Genomic DNA, 24414 nt, shown 5'->3' on the forward strand with positions numbered 1-24414 from the left:
GGCACGCCGGGGTCGCGGAGGTGCCGCCGGGAGGTGGGCGCGCCCCGGTCGCGAGTGCGCCGCCGGGGAGCGAGTGCGCCGCCGGGGTTCCGAGGGCGCCGCCCGGGGGCGGGTGCGCCATGGGGCCCGGGGGCCTTGGGCTCGGGCATGGCGGTCAGTCCTCCTTCCTGCCGAGGCCGAACCACTTGGCCTGGCCGACCGTCACGACCGCGATGATCAGGGCGAGGATCACCGCGCCCGCGCTGCCGAGGCCGAGGTTCTGCTCCTGGCCGAGGGCGGTGTAGTAGAGGTAGACGAGCGGCGGGCGGGCGTAGGGCGGATAGCCGCCCGAGTCCGAGAGCAGGTTGTAGAACTCGTCGAAGGCCTGGAAGGCGTTGATGACGAGCAGCAGCGTGACGGCGACCGAGGTCGCGCGGAGCTGCGGCAGGGTGATGTGGCGCAGGACCTGCCAGCCGGGCCGCGCTCCGTCCACCGCCGCGGCCTCGTAGAGGGTGGGCGAGATCCGCTGGAGCCCCGCGAGGAAGAGGATCATGTAGAAGCCGGCCTGGAGCCAGAGCCGTACGGTGACGATGACCAGCCAGTACCAGGGCGGTTCCGTGGTCGAGAGCCAGGCGGTCTGGTCGGCGCCGAACCAGCCGAGGACGGTGTTGGCGAGCCCGAACCGCACCCCGTTGAAGATCGACAGCTTCCAGACGAGGGCCGCGACGACGTAGCTGCACGCGGCGGGCAGGAAGAAGACGGAGCGGAAGAACGCCTGTGCCCGGCGGAGCCGGTTGACCATCAGCGCGAGCGCGAGCGACAGCACGAAGGTCGTCGGCACGATGAACGCGGAGAAGACCGCGAAGGTGACGAGACTGTCGGTGAACGCGTCGTTCCGCAGCAGCGACGCGTAGTTGTCGAAGCCGACGAAGTCATCGGGCGAGACCGTGTTGTGGGCATCGAAGAAGCTGAGGTAGACGCTCCAGGCGAGTGGTACGTACGTGAAGAGGACCAGGCCGAGCGCGAACGGGCCGACGAACAGCCAGAACCAGAGGGTCCGGTTCTGCGTCCCGAACACGCTCGCTCGCCGAGAGCCTCCCCTCGCGGTTCGCCGGGAGTCTGCCTTCGGCACTCGCCGAGTGCCCGCCCTCACGGCTTCTTCTTGGCGCGGGCCAGTTCCGCCCGGACCTTGCGGACGACGGACCTCAGCTCGTTCGCCGGGTCCGCGCCGGACTTGATGACGCGGCTCAGCGCGTCCTGGTACGCGGTACGGGACGCGGGCGTCCACAGCAGGGGCTCCGCGTAGCCGTACTCGGTGGAGTAGCGCACGGCGTCGGCCGCGGGGCCGTCCTTCAGCTTGCCGGCCTTCTTGGCGAGGGACACCCTGGCGGGGATGTGGAAGCCGTAGGAGAGCGCGAAGTCCTCCTGGTACTCGGCCTTGTCGATCCACAGCCACTTCAGGAACGCCTTGCCCTCCTTCCGGTGCTCGCTGCGGGCGCTCACCGCCGCGCCGTACGCGCCGACCGGCAGCGAGGGCCCGCCACCGGCGCCGTCGGCGGGGAACGGCAGGACCCCGAAGTCGTCGCCCAGCTCCTTCTGGACCGCGGGCAGCGCCCAGAGGCCGCACCACTGCATGGCGGTCAGCTCCTGGGTGAACGCCGAGGGGTCCGACCAGTCGGCGGGCGCGCCGAGCAGCAGCGACTTGTCGGCGTACAGCTCGTGGAGCTTGCCCAGGGTCCTGGCGGCGGCCGGATCGTCGAAGCCGACGTCGCCGTCCTCCGTGACGGAGGAGAGGCCCGCCGCGTGCAGGGGGGTGACGCCGAGGGCGCCCGCGCCGCCGTCGTTGCCGAGGAAGAGGCCCTTCACGTCCTTCGTGGTCAGCGCCTTCGCCGCGTCGACCAGTTCGTCCAGGCTCTTCGGCGGACGCACGCCCGCCTCGTCGAGGAGGCTCTTGCGGTAGTAGAGCAGGTGCATGTCGACCACCTGGGGGATCGCCCAGATCTTCCCGTCGTACGTCTTCGGGGCGAGCACCGCCGGGTTGAAGTCGTCCCTCACGCCGTCGAAGAGGTCCGTGAGGTCGACGACCTGGCCCTGGCGGATCTGGTCCAGGGACGGGCCGTTGACCTCGAAGACGTCGGGCCCGGAGTCGGTGAGCAGGGCCGCCGCGGTCTGCTCGTCGTAGTTCCCCGGCCGCCACTGGACCTCTACGTCCGCCTTCCCGTACGCGGCGGCGTACCGCTTCACGGCCTGCTCGGTGCCCGCCTCGCCGTACTGGTGGTACCACTGCGCGAGGCGTGGACCGCTGCCGCCCGAACCCCCGCCGCCGCGCCCGGTGTTGGACCCGCAGGCCGTGAGCAGTCCGAGAGCCGCGCCGGTACCGAGCAGTGTCCTTCGGCTGATGGTCATGCTGGTTCATCTCCCTGCGTGCGGTCGGGGCCTCACAACACGTCGGCCCAACGATCAACCATGCGCGGGGATTACGACAGGGGTGTTGCGGCCGAGTGTCGGCCGCGGCCGCGGCTACGGGAGCCGCGCCACGGCAGGCGGCCGCGCCACGTCACGCGGCGGCGCCCCCGTCGATCAGCAGGTCCGCGCCGACCACGGAGGCGGACTCGTCGGACGCCAGGTACAGCACGGCGGCGGCGACCTCGACCGTGCTGGACACGCGGCCGAGCGGCGACCGCTCCTTCATCCGGGCGGCCCGTCCCGCCTCGGTCTCGCCGGGCAGGAACGACATGGTGGTGTCGGAGGAGCCGGGGCTCACGGTGTTGATGCGGACCCCGTCCCTGATGTGCTCGGCGGCCGCCGCACGGCTCAGCGCGGAGACCGCCGCCTTGGTCGCCCCGTAGGCGGCGGTGCCGGGCACGCTGGTGTGTGCGCCGATGGTGGAGCCGATGTTCACGATGGCGCCGCCCGCGGCCTGCGTGCGCATCTGTCCCACCTCGGCCTGGAGGGCGAGGAGGACGCCGGTGACGTTGATGTCGAGCATGGTGCGCCAGTCCGCCTCGGGCAGTTCGGCGACCGGCTGCCCGGCGCGCAGGACGCCCGCGTTGTTGACGGCCACGTCGAGCGAGCCGAAGCGCTCCACGGTGGCGGTGACCAGGGCGGCGAGGTCGGCCGAGCGGGACACGTCGGCGGTGACGGCGAGCGCGGCGGCGCCGGCTTCCTCGATGAGGCCCACGGTCTCCTTGAGGGGAGCCTCGGTACGTCCGGCCACGACCACGTTCGCGCCCTCCGCGGCGAAGGCGAGCGCGATGGCGCGGCCGAGGCCGGAGCCGCCGCCGGTGACGAGGGCCGTGCGGCCGGCGAAGCGGGTACGGGGCGTGGTTGCTGCGAGCATGTCGTCTCTCTTTTCTTGACCGTTCGGTCAATTATCGGGACATGGTGAAGGGCGGGTATCGGGACATGGCGAAGGACGGGCCGGACGGGGCAGGGGGTGATCGGGAGGTCAGTCCAGGAGCGCGAGCGCCTGCTCCACCGCGTCCCGTACGCGGGCCGGGTCCGAGGACGCCTTGCCGACCACGCGCAGGCCCTGCATCAGGACGAGCAGCATGCGGGCCAGCGCCAGCGGATCGCGGCCCTCCGGCAGCTCGCCCTGGGCCCGCGCGCGCTCCAGGGCGGAGTGGAGGAGGGTTTCCAGGTGCTCCCAGCTCCGCTCGACGTGGCGTGCCGCCGCGTCGTCGTGGGGGCCCAGCTCGGCCGCGGTGTTGGTGACGAAGCAGCCGCGGCGGGCGCCCTCGCCGGAGGCGGCCTCGCGGCCGAAGCGGCGCACCACCTCGCGCACCGCGGGCAGGGCGGGGCCCGGCCGTGACAGGTCGGTGAGCAGGCGCGGGTCCTGGTTCTGCGCGTACCGCTCCAGGGCCTTCAGGTACAGGTCGTGCTTGTTGCCGAACGTCGCGTAGACACTGGCCCGGCCGATGCCGAGCGCCTCGACGATGTCCGCCATGGACGTCGCCTCGTAGCCACGCCGCCAGAACAGCTCTAGGGCCGACTGGAGCGCGGCGTCCGGATCGAATTCCTTGGTCCTGGCCACGAGGGAACGCTACGTTTTCTGGAACGAACGGTCAAGTAATGCGCACCGGATGGGTCTCCACCGCCACCTCGTCGTCGTCCAGGCACCGCCCCGTCTCCAGGTCGAACCGCTGCTTCAGGAGCGGCGACGCGACGAACGGGCGGCCGTCCGCCGTGCCGAGCAGACCCCGGGAGAGCACCGCGGCGCCCGTGAACGGGTCCCGGTTGTCGATCGCGTACGCGCGGCCCTCGCGGTCCAGGAACAGCGCGGCCTGGCGGCCGTCGGGCAGCAGCGCCGCCAGGCCACGCCCCGGCGTGAGCCGCGCGCGCTCGCAGACCTCGTACCAGTCGTCGGAGAGCTGAAGTTGCACGTTCATCGAGGCGTTCACCGGGGCGTTCATCGGGAGGCTCCTTCCAGGGGGCGCCGGCCGATGGCCAGCAGCGGCAGGTCCGGCTTGATCTGGTCGCGCTCCGGGACGAAGCCGACCGTCGGGTCGGGCACGCCGGGCGCGTTCACGAAGGACACGAAGCGGGCGAGCCGCTCCGGGTCGTCGAGGGTGTCGGCCCACTCGTCGCGGTAGTGCGTGACGTGGTCGGCCATGAGCGCCTCCAGCTCGGCGCAGATGCCGAGGGAGTCGTGGACGACGACGTCGCGCACGTGGTCGAGGCCGCCGTCGATCCGCTCCAGCCAGGCCGCGGTGCGCTCCAGGCGGTCGGCGGTGCGGATGTAGAACATCAGGAACCGGTCGATGAGCCGGACCAGTTCCGCGTCGTCCAGGTCCTGCGCGAGCAGGTCGGCGTGGCGCGGGGTGGCGCCGCCGTTGCCGCCCACGTACAGGTTCCAGCCGCTCGCCGTGGCGATCACGCCGAAGTCCTTGGACTGGGCCTCGGCGCACTCGCGGGCGCAGCCGGAGACCGCCGACTTCAGCTTGTGCGGGGCGCGCAGGCCGCGGTAGCGCAGCTCCAGGTCGATGGCCATGCGCACGGAGTCCTGCACGCCGTAGCGGCACCAGGTCTGCCCGACGCAGGACTTCACGGTCCGCAGCGCCTTGCCGTACGCGTGGCCCGACTCGAAGCCCGCGTCCACCAGGCGCGTCCAGATCATCGGGAGCTGCTCGACGCGGGCCCCGAAGAGGTCGATGCGCTGACCTCCGGTGATCTTCGTGTAGAGGCCGAAGTCGCGCGCCACCTCGCCGATGACGATGAGCTTCTCGGGGGTGATCTCGCCGCCCGGGATGCGCGGCACCACCGAGTAGGAGCCGTTCTTCTGGAGGTTGGCGAGGAAGTGGTCGTTGGTGTCCTGGAGCGCGGCCTGCTCGCCGTCGAGGACGTGGCCCTCGGCGCCGATCGTCGGGGCCAGCGAGGCGATGATCGAACCGACCGTCGGCTTGCAGACCTCGCAGCCCTCGCCGCCGCGCGCCCCGGTGCGGCCGTGCCCGTCGAGCAGCTCGCGGAACGTGGTCAGCCGCAGGGCGCGCACGATCTCGTACAGCTCCTGGCGGGTCTGGCCGAAGCAGCCGCACAGGCCCTTGTCGCCGGTCTGGGGGAGGAGCCGGCCGATCAGCTTCACGCAGCTCCCGCAGCCCGTCCCCGCCTTGGTGCACTTCTTCACCTCGGGCAGCGTGGCGCACGCCTGGATCTGGTCCTTGGTGACGTTGTGGCAGTTGCAGACCACCGCGGAGCCCGGCAGCGCCTCCGGGCCGAGCGCGGCGGGGGCGCCCGTTCCCGCGGGCAGCACCAGTTGCTCCGCGGGCACCGGCGGCACGGTCCCGGTGAGCGGGCGCAGCAGCCCGTACGCCTCCGCGTCGCCGACGAGCACCCCGCCGAGCAGCTCGCCGCCCGCGCCCATCACCAGCTTCTTGTACGTGCCCGAGCGCGAGTCGGCGTAGACGACGTCGAGGCAGCCCTCCGCCGTGCCGTGGGCGTCGCCGAAGGAGGCGACGTCGACGCCGAGGAGCTTGAGCTTGGTGGAGAGATCGGCGCCCGTGAAGCTCGCCCCCTGGTCGGCCGCGATGGCGGCGGCGGCCGTCTGCGCCATCTCGTAGCCGGGCGCGACCAGGCCGTACACCCGGCCGTCCGCCGCCTGCGCGCACTCGCCGATCGCGTACACGTCGGGGTCACTGGTGCGGCACCGCTCGTCGACGGTGATGCCGCCGCGCTCGCCGACGGCGAGGCCGTGCTCGCGGGCGAGCTGGTCGCGCGGCCGGACCCCCGCGGAGAACACCACCAGGTCGGTGGCGAGTTCGCTCCCGTCGGACAGCCTCATGCCGCGCACGGCGCCGTCGTCGTCCGTCACGATCTCCTGCGTGCCGGTGCCCGTGTGGACGGTCAGGCCCATGCCGGTGATGGTGCGGAGCAGCGCCTGGCCGCCGCCCTCGTCGACCTGTACCGGCATGAGGCGCGGCGCGAACTCCACCACGTGCGTGGCAAGTCCGAGGCCGCGCAGCGCGCCCGCCGCCTCCAGGCCGAGCAGCCCGCCGCCGACCACCGCGCCGGTCGTGGCGCGCTGCTTCGCGTACTCCTCGATGGCGAGCAGGTCCTCGATGGTGCGGTACACGAAGCAGCCCGTCGCGTCCTTGCCCGGCACGGGCGGCACGAACGGGTAGGAGCCCGTGGCGAGCACGAGCGTGTCGTACGGGAAGACCCGGCCGGAGCGTGCCGTGACGGTCCTGGCCCGCCGGTCGAAGCTCTCGGCGGGCTCGTCCACGTACAGCTCGATGCCGTGCTCGTCGAGGAACTGCCGGTCGGTGAGCGAGAGTTCGTCGGGCGTGCGGCCCGAGAAGTACGAGGTGAGCTGCACCCGGTCGTAGGCGGGGCGCGGCTCCTCGCACAGCACCACGATCCGGTGGCTCGCCGCGAGCCCGCGCTCGACGGCGGCCTCCAGGAAGCGCTGTCCGACCATGCCGTGGCCGACGAGCACGATGGCGGGGCGGCCTTGCGGGGAGGGGGCGGGGTTCGGCTGGGGCTTCGGCATGTCAGCGGCCTCCGATGGGGGTCTGCCCCGCACGAACGGGATCGAGAGCATGGGGCTGGGGCTGGGGGTGGGCGAGCAGGTGGAGCAGGGGGCTTTCGTCCTCGGGCAGGACGTCGTCGGCCTCCCAGGCGCGGGCGAGCGCGCCCACCGACGCGAGGTCACCGAGCAGGACGCCGCCGACCAGGCGGTCGCCGCGGACGACGACCTTGCGGTAGGTGCCGCGGGTGGCGTCGGCGAGCTGGATGACGTCGTCGTCGGGGCGCGGCTCGGGGTCGCCGAACGCGGCGAGGTCGAGGGGGCCCGGACCCGCGAGGGTGAGCCGGGTCAGCATGCGGCTGCCCGTGTAGGGGCGCGCGGTGGGGCCTTCGGTGAGGGCGTCGGCGAGCGCGTCGGCCTGTTCGAGCGCCGGGGTCGCCAGACCGTAGACGCGGCCCGCGTGCTCCGCGCAGTCGCCGACCGCCCTGATGTGCGGGTCGGACGTCCGCAGCAGGTCGTCCACGACGATCCCCTTGCGTACGTCGAGTCCCGCGGCCTGCGCCAGACCGGTACGGGGGCGCACGCCGCAGGCCAGGACGGTCAGATCGGTCTCCAGCGCGTAGCCGTCGGCGAGCTCCACCCCGCGCACCGACCCGTCGGTGACGGCGACGCCGCGTACCCGGCACTCCGTGTGCACCTCGACGCCGAGGCCGGTGAGGTGCGCCCACACCAGCTCGGAGGAGGCCGGGTCGAGCTGGCGCTCCATGAGCCGCTCGGCCTGCTGGGTGAGGACGACCTGCGCGCCCCGGTGGGCCAGCGCCCTCGCCGCCGATACGCCGAGCAGCCCGCCGCCGATGACGACGACGCGGACGCCGGGCTCGACGGCGGCGGAGAGCGCGAGGCAGTCGTCCATCGTGCGGAAGGCGTGGACGCCGCCGGGCAGCTCGCCGGCGCCGGGGGCGAACAGGCCGCGCAGCGGCGGCAGTACGGGGTTGGAGCCGGTCGCCAGGATCAGGGTGCCGTAGGGGACGACGGTGCCGTCCTCGCAGTGGACCTGACGCTCGGCGCGGTCGATGTGTGTGGCGCGGGTGCGGAGCAGGGTGGCGCCGGGGCTCGGCAGGGTGGTCAGCTCCGCGCCGTAACGGCCCGCCAGGACCTCCGCCAGGAGGACGCGGTTGTACGGGGCGTGGGCCTCGTCGCCGATCAGTACCGTGTCGGTACCGAGGCGGTTCGCCACGCGGGCGCCGGCCAGACCCGCGCCGATCACCACTGCCTTGGGTGTCATGGCACTCAGCGTGCGCGGCGGGTGTTACCCGGACGGGGCCCGAGTGTTTCCCGGGGGGATCGCTGTCCTCAGCCTTGGCCCGGCGGGGGTGTGAGGGTGCCGGCCGCGGGCGCCGGGGCGGGTGTCGTCGGCGGGGTGCCGTCGGCGGGGCGTTGCGGTTTGGTGCGCGGGGCTTGGCGGTGACCTCAGAAGTACCTCAACTAACACCCGTATCCGTGGACGTTGCACCCATCCCGTCCATAAGGTCGCGATCATGCCTGACATATCGCTGACCACCGTCGTCGTCCTCTGTGTCGCCGCCCTCGCGGCGGGCTGGATCGACGCCGTGGTCGGCGGCGGGGGACTGCTGCTGCTCCCCGCCCTGCTGCTCGGGCTGCCCGCGGGGACCCCGGCCGCGCACGCCCTCGGCACCAACAAGGCCGTGGCGATCGTCGGCACCACGGGCGCCGCCGTGACGTACGTCAGGAAGACCCGCGTCGACGTGCCGACCGCCGTACGGATCGGCCTCGCCGCGCTCGCCGGGTCGGTGGGCGGCGCCTTCTTCGCGGCCGGGATGAGCACCGAGGTGCTGAAGCCCATCATCATGGTGGTGCTGGTCGCCGTGGGCGCCTTCGTGATCCTGCGGCCCGCCTTCGGCACCGCGCCCCCGGCGGAGCCCGCTTCGCCGAAGCGGATCCTCGCCGCGATCGGCCTCGCGGGGCTCGGCATCGGCTTCTACGACGGCCTGATCGGCCCCGGCACCGGCACCTTCCTCGTCCTCGCCCTGACCGCCGTGCTCCACCTCGACCTGGTCGCCGCCTCGGCCACCGCCAAGATCGTCAACTGCTGCACCAACGCGGGGGCCCTCGCGATGTTCGCCTGGCAGGACGCGGTCATGTGGAAACTCGCCGCGCTGATGGCCGTCTTCAACCTCGCGGGCGGCATGTTCGGCGCCCGCACGGCACTCAAGAAGGGCAGCGGCTTCGTCCGGATCGTGCTGCTGACCACTGTCCTCGGCCTCGTGGTGAAGATGGCGTACGAGCAGTGGGTCGCCTGATGGTCGCCTGATGGTCGCCTGATCTCAGCGGACCTCGGTGAGGTGTGCGAAGACCACCACGTTGCCCTGATAGCCGGTCTCCTTCGAGTACCTGCCGCCGCAGGTGATGACCCGTAGCTCGGGCCGGGGCGCGGCTCCGTACACCTTGTCGTCGGGGAAGGCGTCGGCGTCGTACACCTCGTTCGCGTCGACCGTGAAGACGGCCACGCTGCCGTCCCTGCGCTCCACCTCGATGGTGGTGCCCCGGCGCAGCGCGCCCAGCTCGTAGAAGACGGCCGGGCCCTCCTTGTTGTCGACGTGGCCCGCGACGACGGCGGTGCCGCGCTCGCCGGGCGTGGTGCCCGCCTCGTACCAGCCGGCGAGGTTCTTCCGCTCCGGCGGCGGCACGTCGAGGCTGCCCTGGCGGGTCAGGCCGAGGCCCATCAGCGGCGTGTCGACGCCGATCGCGGGGATGCGCAGGCGGTCCGGCGGGGACGGGGGGAGGGCCGCGGAGCCGGGGTCGTGCGGGGCGTCGGCGTCGTGCCGGGCGCTGGCATCCTGGCGGGCGTCGGCATCGCGCCCGGCGTCGGCATCGTGGTGTCCCGGCCGGTACGACGCCGCCTGCGCGGCGGACGGCTGCGGCGGGCGCGGTTCGGCGCCGCTGCTCAGCAGCCACGCGCCGGAGCACAGCGCCACGGCGCTGACGGTCGCTATGAGTGCGTTGCCGGTCCTTCCACGCGTTCCTGACGCGCGACGTGTACGGCGCATATGGCGTCCCCTTGGGGGTGTGGGCGAGGACTTGGGGGGGGTGGGGCGAGGACTGGGATGTCGGGCGAGGGCTGGGGTGGGTCGGGCGAGGACTGGGGTGTGGGGTGAGGCCGGGGGAGCGGGGGAGCCGGTGGAGACGGGGGAGCCGGTGGAGACGGGGGAGCCGGGGGGGGAGGAGCCTCGTCCCCCTCCCCGCCCGCGAGGGGACAGGGGCGGGGAGGGGGCGTAGGCGGCGGTACCGGTGGACAGCGGAGGGCGTCCGTCAGATCCTGTCGCCTCTCGCCCGGCGATGCAGGAGCCAGGTACCGCCCGCGGCGGCGACGGCCAGTGCCGCCACGCCCGCCGCGGTCTGCACGGGGTCGGGGCCGAGTGCGCCGCCGACCCCCGTCTTCACGTGTCCCCTCGGCTGCGGCTGATGCCGCTCGCCCGCGGCCGCGGTGGAGGTGACCGTCACCACCAGATCTGCCGCGATCCGCCTGTTCTTCACCCCGGAGCCGCCCGCGCCGGAGCACTTCGCGGCGATCTCGTAGGTGCCGGGCTGCGCGGAGGGCGGCACCTCGAAGCGGCCGGCCGCCTCTCCGGGGCCGCCGCCCGGCGCCAGCGTGAACCTGCCGGCGCCCACCGCGCTGGCGTCGCCCGCCGCGGTGCCGCCGGAGCCGCAGGCGGTGGTGTGCACGGTGACGGTGGAGCCCGGGGTGACGGTCGCCGGGGTGATCACGAGGTCTCCGCCGGCCGCCGCGGAGGCGGGCCCGGCCAGGGCGCCGGCTGCCGCGGCGAGGGCGGTACCGGTCAGCAGACGGGCGATGCGCATGATGCTCGTTCCTCCGAGGCCTCCGCGTGGGCGCGCCCCGCGACACCCCCAAGTGCCGCTGCGTCGGTCGAGCCCTACTCCTCCGAGGTAAGTGGCACTCGGCGGCGCGCGCCTCCCGGTGGGCTGCGGGAAAGCCTGGGCCGGGGCGGTTCCCGACGCCTCGCCGGAAGCGTTCCAGCAGGTCACGGGCGTTACCGTGGCCCGACTTCGAAGACCGTGAGCGGCGGCTGTGAATGGGTGACCTGGCCCTGCCGGGCGGGGGCGGTTCCCTGCGTGGCTCCGCGCCCCGGCCCGGCGTTCTTGGCTCGGCCCGTCGCGGGCTGCGTCTGGCTCGGCGTCTTGGCTCGGCCCGTCGCGGGCTGCGCCGCGCTCGTCCTCAAACGCCGGACGGGCTGTCTACCTGGCTCCACGCCTGGTTTGTCCTCAAGCGGCGCGCGGGCTGTCTACCTGGCTCCACGCCTGGTTTGTCCTCAAGCGGCGCGCGGGCTGTCTACTTGGCTCCGCGCCTGGTTTGTCCTCATGTGGCGCACGGGCTCTGCGGGCATCGCGGTTCTCGGCGCGAGGGCGCCGTGCGGTGTGGTGTGGTGTGGTGTGGTCAGACCGTGTCCCAAGGGACCTCCTCGTAGACCCCGGCCACCGTTGCCATCAGTTTCTCGTCGACTCCGTACGCCATGTCGTCGATCCGCCGCACCGGACTGACCCCCCACGCGTTGGTGACGAAGGCCGCCGCGTACGACGGCAGGTCCGTGAGGGTGACGCGGGCGTGCCGGGTGGGGACCCCGGCGGCCGGCAGGCCCGCCTCGACGAGCTGCATCGTGATGCCGGACAGGTGCGGCGCGTCCGGCCAGACGACGCTCGCCCCGTCGAAGAAGCCGATGTTCGTGACGGCGCCCTCGCTGATCTCCCCGTCGGGACCGGTGAGCAGCGCGCCGTCGTACCCCGCCCGCCGGGCCAGTTCGCCGTGGTGCGCCTGGCCGAAGCCGCCCAGGTGCTTGATGTGGGCGAAGGGCCGCTGGTACGGCACCGAAAGCAGGGACTGCGCCCGGCCCTCCATGGTCGGCGCGAGCACGGTCGGCGGCCGCACGGTGATCATCACGGACGGCTTACCTTCCGGGGCGTGGACGTGTACGCGTACGGAGGCGTCCTCGATGTCGTCACGCAGGATGTGCCGGACGAGCCCGCGCACCCGCTCCCCCTCCAGAGCCTCGCCGAACAGCTCGCGCGTCGCCGCGTCCAGCCGCGCCAGATGCCGGTCCATGCCGCGCACCTTGCCGCCTCTGACCTGCATCGCGGTGAAGTGCCCGGGGTTGGCGAGGGCCGGCCAGAGCAGCCCGGCGGCGGTGGCTGGCCGGCCGTCGATCTCAATGCGCTGCACCAGCGCGGAGGTTGTCATGAGGCCACGCTACGAGACACCCGGGCCGCCGTTTCCCGCCCGGGAACCCCCTGTGCACAATCTCGGTATGGACGCTGACGACCTGATCGAACCGGCCATGCCGACCGTACCGCCCGTACCGGCCATGCCGCCCGAACCGGCCGCGCTGACCGTGCTGACCACCACGGACGCGGAGGACAAGGCCCGGGACCTGGCGAGCGGTGCGGTACGGGCGCGGGTCGCGGCCTGTGCGCAGATCACCGGCCCCGTCACCTCCGTGTACCGGTGGGAAGGCGCCGTCGAGACCGCCCAGGAGTGGCAGGTCCTGCTCAAGACGACCGCCGCGCGCTACGACGCCCTGGAGGCCTGGCTCACCGAAGCCCACGACTACGACACCCCGGAGATCATCGCCACACCCGTGGTGCGGGGGAGCGCGGCCTACCTGGAGTGGGTGGCGCGGGAGACCGCCGGATGACCCCCCGGCTGCCCTTCTTCGTGTACGGCACCCTGCGCCCGGGGGAACCCAACCACGCCGCCCACCTCCTGGGCCGCGTGACCACCGAGGAACCGGCCGTGCTGCCGGGCGCGGCCCTGTACGCGGGCCCCGGCTACCCGTACGCCGTGGAGGACGTCGAATCCGGCCCCATCCGCGGCGAACTGGTCACCGCCGCGCCCTCCGCGCACGACCCACTGCTCGCCGCCCTGGACCTCCTTGAGGAGTACGCGCCGGGCGACCCCCGCAACCTGTACGAGCGCGTCGTGCGCGAGGTCACCCGCACCGCCGACGGCACCACGGCTCCCGCCTGGGTCTACGTGGCGGCACCACGCGTGGCCGAGCGGCTCCGCGCCTCGGGAACGCTGATCAGGGGAGGCGACTGGTCCGCCACCGCCACCGCCACCTCCACCGAGGCACACACGGCACACACGGCACTCGCGCCACCCACGCAACTGCCCACCCGCAAGGCTGATTCCGCAGCTCAAACGCCGACGCACCCGATCTGATGATCTCCACCACTCTTCCGGACTACTTCGCGCGACTACCCAGAGTGGCCGGAGCGACGCTCTCCGTGTGCGTCGATCGGTGCACACGTCGGTGCCCCGCACCATGTCCTCAACAAGGAGTCGCCTCATGCGAGTTCGCCGTTCCCTGCCGGCTCTCCTCGGAGCCGTGACCCTCACCCTCGGGATGTCCCTGACGGCGACGGCCTCCGCCGCCTCGGCATCGCCGACCGCCGTCAAGAACCCCTGCGGGTTCTACGAGACGTCCAGTGACGCCTACTACAACCACTGCACGAGCGACGGCTCGCGGATCGTGATCGAGATCGACGACTGGGGTCCCAACAGCACCAGGTGCGTCGGCCCAGGCGTCACCTGGATCGGAGAGGCCGGGGACGTGGACGGCGCCTGGTACGTCGGCCGCACCTGCTGACGTCTGTCTGAACCCCCGTCCTTCACTTGGTCGGCAGCGGGCCCGGGAGTACGACACCCCGGGCCCGCTCGACCGTGCCGCGGGGGATCAATCCGTAGGGGCCTCAGCCGGTTCGAGTCGCACCGCGCACACCTTGAACTCCGGCATCCGTGACACCGGGTCAAGGGCCGGGTTCGTCAGGGAGTTGGCCCGCCCCTCGCCCGGCCAGTGGAACGGCATGAACACCGTGTCGGAGCGGATCGACGACGTGACCCGCGCCGGGGCGACCGCGCGGCCACGCCGCGACACCACGGCGACCGGCTCGCCGTCCTCGATCCGAAGGCGTGCCGCGAGCCGCGGGTGCAGCTCGACGAAGGGCCCCGGCGCGGCGGAGTTGAGCTCGTCGACCCGCCGGGTCTGCGCCCCCGACTGATACTGCGAGAGCACCCGCCCCGTGGTGAGCAGCACGGGATACTCCGCGTCCGGCTCCTCGGCCGCGGCCCGGTGCATCACCGGCACGAACCGCGCCCGCCCGTCCTCAGTGGCGAACCGGTCCAGGAACAGCCGCCGCGTCCCGGGATGCGGCACCCCGCTCCCGCCCCCGTCCGCCGGGTCCGCCGGGTCCTCCGAATCCTCCCCGTCCTCCCCGCCTTCCCCACCTTCCCCATCCTCCCCGTCCGCCGCGGTCTTCGCGGGGCACGGCCAGAACAGGCCCTCTCCCTCGTTCTCCGTCAGCCGCTCATAGGTGATTCCCGAGTAGTCCGCCGGTCCGCCCGCGCTCGCCCGGCGCAACTCCTCGAAGACCTCCTCCGGTTCGGCGGGGAAACCCTTCCCGTGCCCGAGCCGTGCCGAGAGGCCGTGCAGGACCTCCAGGTCGCTGCGGACCCCGGCCGGCGCGGACACCGCGCGGCGCCGCAGCAGGACCCGGCCCTCCAAGTTCGTCACCGTGCCGGTCTCCTCGGCCCACTGCGTCACCGGCAGCACCACGTCCGCCAGCTCGGCCGTCTCCGACAGCACCACGTCGGCCACCGCGAGGAAGCCGAGCGAACGCAGCCGCTCCTCCACATGCGCCGCCCTCGGCGCCGACACGACCGGGTTGGAGCCCATCAGGAGCAGCGACTTGATGTCGCCGCCGAGCGCGTCGAGCAGTTCGTACGCCGACCTGCCGGGCCCCGGCAGCGACTCGGGCGTCACACCCCAGACCTTCGCCACATGGGCCCGCGCCGCCGGGTCGGTCAGCTTGCGGTACCCGGGCAGCTGGTCCGCCTTCTGCCCGTGCTCCCGCCCGCCCTGGCCGTTGCCCTGCCCGGTCAGGCAGCCGTACCCGGAGAACGGCCGCCCGGCGCGCCCCGTGGCCAGGCACAGGTTGATCCACGCCCCGACGGTGTCCGTGCCCTTGGACTGCTGCTCGGGGCCGCGCGCGGTGAGCACCATCGAGGTCTCGGCGCCGCAGAAGAGCCGTGCGGCGTCCCGCAGTTGCGGCACGGGCACGCCGGTGATCCGCTCGACGTGCTCGGGCCAGTGCGCCATCGCCGCCGCCCGCGCCTCCTCCCATCCGCTGGTGCGCTCCGCGATGAACGCCTCGTCCGTACGGCCCTCCGCCACGATCAGGTGCAGCAGACCGAGCGCGAGCGCGAGGTCCGTGCCGGGGCGCGGCGCCAGGTGCAGATCGGCCTGTTCCGCGGTCCGTGTCCGCCGGGGGTCCACGACGATCAGGGTGCCGCCGTTCTCCCGCAGCTCGGTCAGGTACCGCAACGCGGGCGGCATCGTCTCCGCGAGGTTCGACCCGACGAGGATCACGCACCCGGTGCGGGGAATGTCCTCCAGCGGGAACGGCAGTCCCCGGTCGAGCCCGAACGCCCGCTGCCCGGCCGCCGCGGCCGACGACATGCAGAACCGTCCGTTGTAGTCGATCTGCGACGTCCCGAGCGCCACCCGCGCGAACTTGCCCAGCGCGTACGCCTTTTCGTTGGTCAGCCCACCGCCGCCGAACACCCCGCAGGCGTCCGCGCCGTGTTCCGTACGCGTGCGGGACAGTTCGCCGGCGATCCGGTCCAGAGCCTCCTCCCAGGTGGCCGGCGCGAGCTCGCCTGTGGCGGGGTCCCGCATCAGGGGCTCGGTCAGGCGCACCCGGGAGGAGAGCACGGCCGGTGCCGTACGCCCCTTGCCGCACAGGGCGCCCCTGTTCACCGGGAAGCCCGCGCGCTCCCTGACCTCCACGGCCCCTCCGGGACTCACCGCCAGACCCATCCCGCACTGCAACGCGCAGTACGGGCAGTGCGTCGCCGTCACCCCCGCCATGGCCGTTCCGGCCGCCGTGGCCGCAGGCTCCGCCGAAGCCGCCGCCGCCGTGGCCGCCGAAGCCGCAGGGTCCGCCGGTGTCGCGGTTGCCGGGGGTGTCGCCGTGGAGTGCATGCCGCCAGCCTGCGCCGACCTTGTTACGCGCCTCCGCTCGGTCGCGTTACGCACGCGGTAAGCCGACCTCAGCCGTGCCCGCCCCCCACTGTGAGGACCAGAGGCTGTCAGCGCCGCGAGGCCAACGCGCGCTCCACGCCCGGCTCCCGCGGACCCAGGAAATGCGGGTCGGGCCGGAACACCGCGTCGAGCGCGGCCTTGCCCGCCGCGAAGACCTCCCGGGAGCCGCCGTAGTACCAGGTCGCGTCGTGGTCGGCGTCCACCCCGACGCCGTACGACGAGACGCCCGCCGCGTCGCACAGCGCGACCGCCCTGCGTATGTGGAAGCCCTGGCTGATCAGCACCGCCCGGTCCACGCCGAAGATCTTCTTGGCGCGGACGCAGGAGTCCCAGGTGTCGAAGCCGGCGTAGTCACTCACGATCCGCCGTCCCGGCACTCCGTGCTTCTTCAGATAGGCCCGCATCGCGTCCGGCTCGTCGTACTCCTCTCGGCTGTTGTCGCCCGTGACGAGGACGACCTCTATCCGGCCCGCGCGGTACAGCTCCGCCGCCGCGTCCAGGCGGTGGGCCAGATAGGGCGAGGGCTCGCCCTTCCACAGCCCGGCGCCGAAGACCACCGCGACCCGTGCCTTCGGCGCGTCCGCGACCGTCCCGATCTCGCCGTCCGTCGTCACGAACAGCCACGTCATCGGCGTCAGCGCGAGCACGCACAGCACCACCACCGCCCGCACGGCCCTGCGCTGCCCCCGTCTCGTGCGCGGCAGCCGCAGCCGCAGCCACCGGGGCCGGGCGGCAACCCTCCGCGACACCGCGGCCCGCAGCGCCGCGAGGCGCCCCGGCGCCGAACCGCCCTGCCCGTCGTCCTCACCCGGCGGCCTCAACCGCCGTCCCCACCTCGACCGTTCCATGCGATCCGCCCCCGTGCCCGCCGGATCTCCCCCGATCCGATCACTGCCACAACCGTAGGCGACCCCGCCGACGGAGTCAGCGGCCCGCGACCCGGACGCCGCCCTGAAACAACCCTGACCCACCCCTGACGCCCGGCCCGCCCCGCCCGTGAGCCCCGCCCCGCCCCGCCCGTGAGCCCCGCCCTGCCCCGCCCGTGAGCCGCGCCCCGCCCCGCCCGTGAGCCCCGCGAAAAGAGCCGTCACCGGCGCGCAACGCGACCGCAACGTGCCCCGGCCATCCTCGGTCCATGACGCCGTCGAACCCACCGCGCGACGACCCCGGCAGCACGCACCGGGACATCGGCCCCGACGTTCGCCCCGACATCGGCCAGGACACCCGCCCCGACGTTCACCTCGACAGCACGGCGCAACTCATGGACCGCATCAACAGCCGGCTCGGCAGCCGCCTCCGCCTCGTCGCCCCCGACGGCAGGCGCCGCACCGCACCCCGCACCGAACCTCGCACGCCATCCCGCCCCGCCCCCACGCTCGTCCTTGTCGCCCACGGCAGCCGTGACCCCCGCGCCCTCGCCACGGTGAAGGACCTCGCCGAGCGGGTCCGCGAGCAGCGCCCCGGTCTCGCCGTGCGCCTGGGCCACATCGAGTTGAACGAGCCGCTGCTCACCGACACCCTCGCCGCGCACGCGAGCGGCCGTGCCGTGCTCGTGCCGCTGCTCCTCGGCCGAGGCCAGCACGTCAAACGCGACATCCCGGCGGCCGCCGCGGGCGCGCCCCACGTGGACACCCGCGCCGCCGCCCCGCTCGGCCCGCACCCGCTGCTCGCCGAGGCCCTGCACACCCGGCTCGTCGAAGCAGGCTGGCCCCCGCGACCGCTCGGCAGGGCCGCGCGCCGCCGCCATGCCGTCGTCCTCGCCGCGGCGGGCTCCCGGGACCCCGAGTCGGGCGCGGACACCGAAGCCGCGGCCGGGCTGCTCGCCGAACGGCTCCGCGTCCCCGTGGTCCCCGCATACGCCGCGCCCACCGCGGCCTGCGCCCGTACCGTGCCGGAGGCGCTCGCGGCCCTGGACGCGCGGGGCAGGACCCAAACCGCCGTGGCCGCCTACTTCACCGCCCCCGGCCGCTTCGCCGCCCAGAGCGCGGGCGCGGCGCCCTGGATCGCGGCGGCTCCGCTCGGCGCCCACCCGGCCCTCGCCCGCCTCGTACTGCACCGTTACGACCAGGCGTGCGGGGCCCCGCCGGTGGCCGAACAGCGCCGCCTGACCGCCGTCTGACGACGGGCCAGAACCCCCTTTGTCACTGCTTGCGTTTACTGTCGACGCATGGAAGGCACAGCACCGAACGCGCGAGACGACGCCCACGAGGCGTGCGACGAGGCCGCCTACGAGGCGTATGACGAGGCCGCCGTCGAGCGGTGGGCCGCCGAGCCCGACAAGCGTCCGGGACGCACGGCCTTCCAGCGCGACCGCGCGCGCGTGCTGCACTCCTCCGCGCTGCGCCGCCTCGCGGGCAAGACCCAGGTCGTCACCCCCGGCACGCGCAATCAGGCCTGGGACGCCAGCGCCCGTACGCGTCTGACGCACTCCCTGGAGTGCGCGCAGGTCGGCCGCGAGCTGGGCGCCGCCCTGGGCAGCGACCCCGACCTGGTGGAGACCGCCTGCCTCTCGCACGACCTCGGCCACCCGCCCTTCGGACACAACGGCGAGCAGGCGCTGAACGAGGTGGCGGCCGACTGCGGCGGCTTCGAGGGCAACGCCCAGTCGCTGCGGCTCCTCACCCGCATCGAGCCGAAGCGCTTCGTCCGCTCCGGGACCACCGGCGACCTCGTCAGCGTCGGCCTGAACCTCACCCGGGCCTCCCTCGACGCCGCCACCAAGTACCCCTGGTCGCGCGGCGGCCACCCCAGCGACCCGGACTCCTCGAAGTTCGGGGTCTACGAGGACGACCGGCCGGTCTTCGACTGGGTCCGCAAGGAGGCCCCCGGGCAGCGCATCTGCTTCGAGGCGCAGATCATGGACTGGGCGGACGACGTGGCGTACTCGGTCCACGACTTCGAGGACGGCCTGCACGCCGGGCACATCGACCCGAACGCGCTGCACGCCGAGCCCGAGCGGCAGGACGTCTACGCCGTGGCGATCGGGCGGTACGTCCCCGAGGACACCGACCCCGAAGAGCTCGCCCACGCCCTCGACCGCCTCCTGGAGCAGGAGTGGTGGCCGCACGGGTATGACGGTACGGCCGTCGCGCAGGGCCGCCTGAAGGACGCCACCAGCCAGCTCATCGGCCGCTTCTGCCTGGCCGCGGAGGCCGCCACGCGCGTGAGGTACGGCGCGGGGCCCCTCACGAGGTACGCCGCCGAGCTCGTGGTCCCCCGCGAGGCGCGGCACGAGTGCGCGGTGCTCAAGGCCGTCGCCGACCGCTATGTGATGCAGCGCCCCGCGCAGGAGCGGCTCCGCGCGGACCAGCGCATCGTGGTCGCCGAGCTGGCCGACGCGCTGATGACGCGCGCGCCCGACGGGCTCGACCCGCAGTTCCGCGCGCTGTACGAGGCGGCGTCCGACGACCGCGCGGCGCAGCGCGTGGTCGTCGACCAGATCGCGTCACTGACCGACGCGGCGGCCCGCGCGCTGCACGTCCGGATGACGTCGAGACACCTGGGCGGCCACGGTCAGTGATCAAGGAGTGACCACGGGGTGTGACGGAATGTGGCCACCAGGGCTCACGCCCCCTTCCCCCATCACACTCTGTGCGGGACGCTCCTCTGGCATGTCAGACAGCGTTCCGGCGTTCAGACAGTTTTCACCGGGTACACCCCGGTCCCCCGGCGAGGAGGCATCAAGTGGTCGACGCGCATCAGACGTTCGTCATTGTGGGAGGAGGTCTGGCCGGCGCCAAGGCGGCCGAGACACTCCGTTCCGAGGGTTTCACCGGCCGGGTGATCCTCGTCGGCGACGAGCGTGACCACCCCTACGAGCGCCCGCCCCTGTCCAAGGGCTACCTCCTCGGCAAGGAGGAGCGCGACAGCGTCTTCGTCCACGAACCGGGGTGGTACGCGCAGGCCGACGTCGAGCTGCACCTGGGGCAGCCCGTGGTCGCCGTCGACCGCGAGGCGCGGAGCGTGCGCCTGGGCGACGGCACGGTCATCCACTACGACAAGCTGCTGCTCGCCACCGGAGCCGAGCCGCGGCGCCTCGACGTCCCCGGGACGGGCCTCGCGGGCGTGCACCACCTGCGCCGCCTCGCCCACGCCGACCGCCTCCGGCAGGTCCTCACCGCCCTCGGCCGCGACAACGGCCACCTGGTGATCGCGGGGGCCGGCTGGATCGGCCTGGAGATCGCGGCGGCCGCCAGGGAGTACGGCGCCGAGGTGACCGTCGTCGAGCGCGAGGCCACGCCGCTGCACGCCGTCCTCGGTCCCGAGGTGGGCCAGGTGTTCGCCGATCTGCACGCCGAGCACGGCGTCCGCTTCCACTTCGGCGCGAGCCTCACCGAGATCGTCGGCCAGGACGGCATGGTCCTCGCGGCCCGTACGGACGACGGCGAGGAGCACCCCGCGCACGACGTCCTCGCCGCGATCGGCGCGGCCCCCCGCACGGCCCTCGCCGAGGCCGCTGGCCTCGCCCTGGCCGAGCGCGCGGAGGGTGGCGGCATCGCGGTCGACGGCTCGTTCCGCACCTCCGACCCCGACATCTTCGCGGCGGGCGACGTGGCGGCCACCGAGCACCCCCTCTTCGGCACCAGGCTGCGCGTGGAGCACTGGGCGAACGCCCTGAACGGCGGCCCCGCCGCGGCCCGCGCGATGCTCGGCCGGGACGTCGCGTACGACCGGGTGCCCTACTTCTTCTCCGACCAGTACGACGTGGGCCTGGAGTACTCGGGGTGGGCGCCCCCGGGCTCGTACGACCAGGTGGTGGTGCGCGGCGACGCGGGCAAGCGGGAGTTCATCGCCTTCTGGCTGCGCGAGGGCCGGGTGCTCGCCGGGATGAACGTCAATGTGTGGGACGTCACGGAGACCGTCCAGAAGCTGATCCACTCCGGCGCACGGCCCGACCTGAACGCCCTCGCGGACCCCGGCACCCCCCTGGCGTCGCTGATCGCGTGACGGTCCGGGCGGGAGTGTCACAGGCGGGCCGTAGTATTCCTACGTGGCAGGCAGGATCAATGACGAGGACGTGAAGGCGGTTCGGGACGCGGTCCCGATCGACGCCGTGGTCTCCGACTATCTCCAGCTGCGCAACGCCGGCGGCGGAAACCTCAAGGGCCTGTGCCCCTTCCACGACGAGAAGTCCCCGTCCTTCCAGGTCAGCCCGAGCAAGGGTCTCTTCCACTGCTTCGGCTGCCAGGAAGGCGGCGACACGATCGCCTTCGTGATGAAGATCGACCACCTCACCTTCTCGGAGACGGTCGAGCGCCTCGCCGCCAAGGCGGGCATCACCCTGCGGTACGAGGAGGGCGGGTACAACCCCAGCCACCAGCGCGGCGAGCGCATCCGCCTGGTGGAGGCCCACAAGGTGGCCGCCCAGTTCTACGTGGAACAGCTGGAGAGCCCCGAGGCCGAGATCGGCCGGAAGTTCCTCGCCGAGCGCGGCTTCGACCAGGCCGCGGCGGCGCACTTCGGCGTCGGGTACAGCCCCGCGGGCTGGGACCACCTCACCCGCTTCCTGCGCGGCAAGGGCTTCACCGACAAGGAACTGACCCTCTCCGGCATCTCCCAGGAGGGACGCCGCGGCCCCATCGACCGCTTCCGCGGCCGTCTGATGTGGCCGATCCGCGACATCGGCGGCGAGGTCGTCGGCTTCGGCGCCCGCAAGCTGCGCGACGACGACAACGGCCCGAAGTACCTCAACACGCCCGAGACGCCGATCTACAAGAAGGGCCAGGTCCTGTACGGCGTCGACCTGGCCAAGAAGGAGATCGCGAAGACGTCCCGCGCGGTCGTCGTCGAGGGGTACACGGACGTCATGGCCTGCCACCTCGCGGGCGTCACGACCGCCATCGCGACCTGCGGCACGGCCTTCGGCGGCGACCACATCAAGATCCTCCGCCGCCTCCTGATGGACAACGGAAGCGCCCGGGTGATCTTCACCTTCGACGGTGACGCGGCGGGCCAGAAGGCCGCCCTGCGCGCCTTCGAGGACGACCAGAAGTTCGCCGCCGAGACCTACATCGCCATCGCGCCCGACGGCATGGACCCCTGCGACCTGCGCCTGGCCAAGGGCGACGAGGCGGTCGCCGACCTCGTCGAGCCGCGCACGCCGCTCTTCGAGTTCGCCCTGCGCCAGATCGTCGGCCGGTACGACCTGGAGACCCCCGCGGGCCGTGCCGCCGCCCTGGACGAGGCGGGGCCCGTCGTGGCCCGCATCAAGAACAGCGGCGCGCAGCACGAGGTGGCCGTCCAGCTCGCGGGCATGCTCGGCATCCTCGACACGCAGTTCGTCGTCAAGCGCGTGTCCCAGCTCGCCCGTTGGGCCCGCGACCGCGGCGGCAGGGGCCCCGCCCAGCCGCAGGGCAGGCCCCAGCAGACGTACGCACAGGGCCCGCCCGCGCCCAGCGGCCCCGCCCTCACCCTGCGCAGCCCCGCCCACCGCACGGAGCGTGAGCTGCTCAAGCTGGCCCTCCAGCGCCCGGAGCTGGTCTCCCCGGCCTTCGACGCGTACGGGGCGGACGAGTTCACCGCCCCGCCCTACGCCGCGGTGCGCCAGTGCGTCGAGGAGGCGGGCGGCGCCGAGGCGGGCATCGCCGAGCCGCAGGACTACCTCGCGCGGGTCCTCGACGCGGCGCCCGACGACACGGTGCGCCGCATGGTCACCGAGCTCGCCGTCGAGGCCATCATGCGCAAGACCGTCGACGAGATCTACGCGGGCATGCAGCTCGTCCAGGTGCGGCTGCGCGCCGTCGACCGCCGCATCCGGGACGTCCAGGGCAGCCTCGCCCGGCTCGGCGCGGGCGGCGACCCCCAGCAACTGATCGCCGTGCAGAACGAATTGTGGGTCCTCCAGCAGTACGCCCAGGCCCTGCGCGACCGCGGAGCCGGCGCGCTTTAACCGAGAAGCCGGCGCACTTCGGAAGTGTGACCCCCGCTCACGGGTTACCCGGCGGGTAACCACGCGGTCACGGACCGGACTCAGAAAGTCCCCGCACGCCCCTCGTGGCGGCCGTGTGTCGTGCCCCACACTGGGTTCCGGTGCCTGAGTCCTCGGAGCGCGGCCGGCCCGCACACAGCGGGCCCGACACCCCCGCGGTTCCACACATCGTGTCCGGGACGGACAGCGGCAAGGCCGTCGTCCCTCTTCCGTTGCCGCACGCCTCAGCTGCGATCACCCTGGAGGTCGCCCCCGTGCAGACCCAGACCCTCACCCAGACCGACACCGCCGCGCGCACTGACGCGGACGCGGACGTCCTGGAGGCGGTGCCGGCGCAGAACCGAGCCGCTCGGCACCCGGAATCCGCCCCGCCGCGGGACACGACCGAAGCTCCCGAGGCGGCGGAGGCCGCCGAGGCGGCGGAGCCGCGGGACGCCCCCGACGCCCTCGAACCCGAGATCGTCGACGTGCCCGTCCCCCGTGGCCGCGCCGACACGGGCGGTCCCTCGTCCGACCTGTTCCGCCAGTACCTGCGCGAGATCGGCCGGATCCCGCTGCTCACCGCGGCGGAGGAGGTCGAACTCGCCCGCGGTGTGGAGGCCGGCCTCTTCGCCGAGGAGAAGCTGGTCAACGCCCCTGACCTGGACTCGCAGCTCGCCCTGGACCTCGACAAGCTGGTCGTCATGGGCCGCATGGCCAAGCGCCGCCTCATCGAGGCGAACCTGCGCCTGGTCGTCTCCGTCGCCAAGCGCTACGTGGGCCGCGGCCTGACCATGCTCGACCTCGTCCAGGAGGGCAACCTCGGCCTGATCAGGGCCGTCGAGAAGTTCGACTACGCCCGGGGGTACAAGTTCTCCACGTACGCCACCTGGTGGATCCGCCAGGCCATGTCCCGCGCGCTCGCGGACCAGGCCCGCACGATCCGGGTGCCCGTACACGTGGTGGAGCTCATCAACCGCGTCGTGCGCGTCCAGCGGCGGATGCTCCAGGAGCGCGGGTACGAACCCACGCCCGAGGAAGTGGCCGCCCACCTCGACCTGCTGCCCGAGCGCGTCAGCGAGGTGCTCCGCCTCGCGCAGGAGCCGGTCTCGCTGCACGCCCCTGTGGGGGAGGAGGACGACGTCGCGCTCGGTGACCTCATCGAGGACGGCGACGCGACGTCCCCCGTGGAGTCGGCGGCGTTCCTCCTGCTCAGGGAGCACCTGGAGGCCGTCCTCTCCACCCTCGGCGAACGCGAACGCAAGGTCGTACAGCTCCGCTACGGCCTCGCGGACGGCAGGCCCCGCACCCTGGAGGAGATCGGCCGCATCTTCGGCGTGACACGCGAACGCATCCGCCAGATCGAGTCGAAGACCCTCAACAAGCTGCGGGACCACGCCTTCGCGGACCAGCTGCGGGGCTACCTGGACTGA

20 protein-coding genes and 1 pseudogene are annotated in these 24414 nt (G+C 73.2%); 9 read left to right on the forward strand and 12 right to left on the reverse strand.

Annotated elements, in window-relative coordinates; genetic code table 11:
• Positions 1–154: 154 nt before the first annotated feature.
• The 7 genes from ACZ6JY_RS02760 to ACZ6JY_RS02790 all read right to left on the reverse strand — a co-directional run bounded on the left by ACZ6JY_RS02760 (position 155) and on the right by ACZ6JY_RS02790 (position 8225).
• Positions 155–1057, reverse strand: a complete 903-nt coding sequence (locus tag ACZ6JY_RS02760) for a carbohydrate ABC transporter permease (protein WP_469191513.1) — start codon at positions 1055–1057, stop codon at positions 155–157.
• A gap of 71 nt (positions 1058–1128) precedes the next feature.
• On the reverse strand, positions 1129–2385 hold the full coding sequence (locus ACZ6JY_RS02765) for an ABC transporter substrate-binding protein (protein WP_469191515.1): 1257 nt from the start codon (positions 2383–2385) through the stop codon (positions 1129–1131).
• A 151-nt stretch (positions 2386–2536) separates the two neighbouring features.
• On the reverse strand, positions 2537–3319 hold the full coding sequence (locus ACZ6JY_RS02770; protein WP_469191517.1) for an SDR family NAD(P)-dependent oxidoreductase: 783 nt from the start codon (positions 3317–3319) through the stop codon (positions 2537–2539).
• 108 nt (positions 3320–3427) lie between these two features.
• The gene (locus ACZ6JY_RS02775; protein WP_469191519.1) at positions 3428–4012 is read right to left on the reverse strand and encodes a TetR/AcrR family transcriptional regulator; all 585 of its coding nucleotides are present in this window, start codon (positions 4010–4012) and stop codon (positions 3428–3430) included.
• Between the two features lie 31 nt (positions 4013–4043).
• Positions 4044–4391: a nitrite reductase small subunit NirD gene (gene nirD, locus ACZ6JY_RS02780; protein ID WP_469191520.1), complete on the reverse strand. Its 348-nt coding sequence runs from the start codon at positions 4389–4391 to the stop codon at positions 4044–4046.
• Complete coding sequence (nirB, locus tag ACZ6JY_RS02785) at positions 4388–6964, reverse strand: nitrite reductase large subunit NirB (protein ID WP_469191522.1); 2577 nt, start codon at positions 6962–6964, stop codon at positions 4388–4390. The genes nirD and nirB overlap by 4 nt, the downstream gene beginning before the upstream one ends.
• A gap of 1 nt (position 6965) precedes the next feature.
• Positions 6966–8225: an NAD(P)/FAD-dependent oxidoreductase gene (locus ACZ6JY_RS02790; protein ID WP_469191524.1), complete on the reverse strand. Its 1260-nt coding sequence runs from the start codon at positions 8223–8225 to the stop codon at positions 6966–6968.
• Positions 8226–8478: 253 nt separating this feature from the next.
• On the opposite strand from ACZ6JY_RS02790, the gene ACZ6JY_RS02795 reads away from it, so the two are divergent.
• Complete coding sequence (locus ACZ6JY_RS02795; RefSeq protein WP_469191526.1) at positions 8479–9261, forward strand: sulfite exporter TauE/SafE family protein; 783 nt, start codon at positions 8479–8481, stop codon at positions 9259–9261.
• 24 nt (positions 9262–9285) lie between these two features.
• Here the strand turns inward: ACZ6JY_RS02795 and ACZ6JY_RS02800 are convergent, their stop codons facing one another.
• From ACZ6JY_RS02800 to ACZ6JY_RS02810, 3 genes are all read right to left on the reverse strand, one after another.
• Complete coding sequence (locus ACZ6JY_RS02800) at positions 9286–10008, reverse strand: class F sortase (RefSeq protein ID WP_469191528.1); 723 nt, start codon at positions 10006–10008, stop codon at positions 9286–9288.
• A gap of 262 nt (positions 10009–10270) precedes the next feature.
• On the reverse strand, positions 10271–10822 hold the full coding sequence (locus tag ACZ6JY_RS02805) for a hypothetical protein (protein WP_469191916.1): 552 nt from the start codon (positions 10820–10822) through the stop codon (positions 10271–10273).
• Between the two features lie 592 nt (positions 10823–11414).
• The gene (locus ACZ6JY_RS02810) at positions 11415–12212 is read right to left on the reverse strand and encodes an aminotransferase class IV (RefSeq protein ID WP_469191530.1); all 798 of its coding nucleotides are present in this window, start codon (positions 12210–12212) and stop codon (positions 11415–11417) included.
• 124 nt (positions 12213–12336) lie between these two features.
• On the opposite strand from ACZ6JY_RS02810, the gene cutA reads away from it, so the two are divergent.
• From cutA to ACZ6JY_RS02825, 3 genes and pseudogenes are all read left to right on the forward strand, one after another.
• Positions 12337–12666, forward strand: a complete 330-nt coding sequence (gene cutA / locus ACZ6JY_RS02815; RefSeq protein WP_469191918.1) for a divalent-cation tolerance protein CutA — start codon at positions 12337–12339, stop codon at positions 12664–12666.
• Positions 12663–13070, forward strand: a pseudogene (locus ACZ6JY_RS02820) (gamma-glutamylcyclotransferase family protein); the annotation flags it as partial. The gene cutA and the pseudogene ACZ6JY_RS02820, both read left to right, overlap by 4 nt.
• A 250-nt stretch (positions 13071–13320) precedes the next feature.
• On the forward strand, positions 13321–13620 hold the full coding sequence (locus ACZ6JY_RS02825; RefSeq protein WP_469191532.1) for a DUF6355 family natural product biosynthesis protein: 300 nt from the start codon (positions 13321–13323) through the stop codon (positions 13618–13620).
• Positions 13621–13707: 87 nt separating this feature from the next.
• On the opposite strand, the gene ACZ6JY_RS02830 is transcribed toward ACZ6JY_RS02825, so the two are convergent.
• Positions 13708–15900: a molybdopterin oxidoreductase family protein gene (locus ACZ6JY_RS02830; protein ID WP_469191919.1), complete on the reverse strand. Its 2193-nt coding sequence runs from the start codon at positions 15898–15900 to the stop codon at positions 13708–13710.
• 221 nt (positions 15901–16121) lie between these two features.
• A complete protein-coding gene (locus ACZ6JY_RS02835) occupies positions 16122–16922 on the reverse strand; it encodes a SanA/YdcF family protein (RefSeq protein ID WP_469191534.1) in 801 nt (266 codons plus the stop codon).
• A gap of 287 nt (positions 16923–17209) precedes the next feature.
• On the opposite strand from ACZ6JY_RS02835, the gene ACZ6JY_RS02840 reads away from it, so the two are divergent.
• From ACZ6JY_RS02840 to ACZ6JY_RS02860, 5 genes are all read left to right on the forward strand, one after another.
• Positions 17210–18193, forward strand: a complete 984-nt coding sequence (locus ACZ6JY_RS02840) for a sirohydrochlorin chelatase (RefSeq protein ID WP_469191536.1) — start codon at positions 17210–17212, stop codon at positions 18191–18193.
• 48 nt (positions 18194–18241) lie between these two features.
• Complete coding sequence (locus ACZ6JY_RS02845; protein ID WP_469191538.1) at positions 18242–19594, forward strand: deoxyguanosinetriphosphate triphosphohydrolase; 1353 nt, start codon at positions 18242–18244, stop codon at positions 19592–19594.
• Between the two features lie 164 nt (positions 19595–19758).
• On the forward strand, positions 19759–21021 hold the full coding sequence (locus ACZ6JY_RS02850; RefSeq protein ID WP_469191540.1) for an NAD(P)/FAD-dependent oxidoreductase: 1263 nt from the start codon (positions 19759–19761) through the stop codon (positions 21019–21021).
• Between the two features lie 43 nt (positions 21022–21064).
• Entirely contained in the window at positions 21065–22963 is a 1899-nt protein-coding gene (gene dnaG, locus ACZ6JY_RS02855) for a DNA primase (protein ID WP_469191542.1), read from the forward strand.
• A 140-nt stretch (positions 22964–23103) separates the two neighbouring features.
• Entirely contained in the window at positions 23104–24414 is a 1311-nt protein-coding gene (locus ACZ6JY_RS02860; protein ID WP_469191544.1) for an RNA polymerase sigma factor, read from the forward strand.

The sequence above is a fragment of the Streptomyces sp. NPDC046335 genome, from assembly GCF_055587985.1.

Coding starts and splice junctions, on each gene's coding strand:
- ACZ6JY_RS02765 (WP_469191515.1), bottom strand. CDS start 2,385: ATGACCATCAGCCGAAGGACACTGCTCGGTACCGGCGCGGCTCTCGGA.
- ACZ6JY_RS02770 (WP_469191517.1), bottom strand. CDS start 3,319: ATGCTCGCAGCAACCACGCCCCGTACCCGCTTCGCCGGCCGCACGGCC.
- nirD (WP_469191520.1), bottom strand. CDS start 4,391: ATGAACGCCCCGGTGAACGCCTCGATGAACGTGCAACTTCAGCTCTCC.
- nirB (WP_469191522.1), bottom strand. CDS start 6,964: ATGCCGAAGCCCCAGCCGAACCCCGCCCCCTCCCCGCAAGGCCGCCCC.
- ACZ6JY_RS02790 (WP_469191524.1), bottom strand. CDS start 8,225: ATGACACCCAAGGCAGTGGTGATCGGCGCGGGTCTGGCCGGCGCCCGC.
- ACZ6JY_RS02795 (WP_469191526.1), top strand. CDS start 8,479: ATGCCTGACATATCGCTGACCACCGTCGTCGTCCTCTGTGTCGCCGCC.
- ACZ6JY_RS02800 (WP_469191528.1), bottom strand. CDS start 10,008: ATGCGCCGTACACGTCGCGCGTCAGGAACGCGTGGAAGGACCGGCAAC.
- ACZ6JY_RS02810 (WP_469191530.1), bottom strand. CDS start 12,212: ATGACAACCTCCGCGCTGGTGCAGCGCATTGAGATCGACGGCCGGCCA.
- cutA (WP_469191918.1), top strand. CDS start 12,337: ATGCCGCCCGAACCGGCCGCGCTGACCGTGCTGACCACCACGGACGCG.
- ACZ6JY_RS02825 (WP_469191532.1), top strand. CDS start 13,321: ATGCGAGTTCGCCGTTCCCTGCCGGCTCTCCTCGGAGCCGTGACCCTC.
- ACZ6JY_RS02830 (WP_469191919.1), bottom strand. CDS start 15,900: ATGGCGGGGGTGACGGCGACGCACTGCCCGTACTGCGCGTTGCAGTGC.
- ACZ6JY_RS02835 (WP_469191534.1), bottom strand. CDS start 16,922: ATGGAACGGTCGAGGTGGGGACGGCGGTTGAGGCCGCCGGGTGAGGAC.
- ACZ6JY_RS02840 (WP_469191536.1), top strand. CDS start 17,210: ATGACGCCGTCGAACCCACCGCGCGACGACCCCGGCAGCACGCACCGG.
- ACZ6JY_RS02845 (WP_469191538.1), top strand. CDS start 18,242: ATGGAAGGCACAGCACCGAACGCGCGAGACGACGCCCACGAGGCGTGC.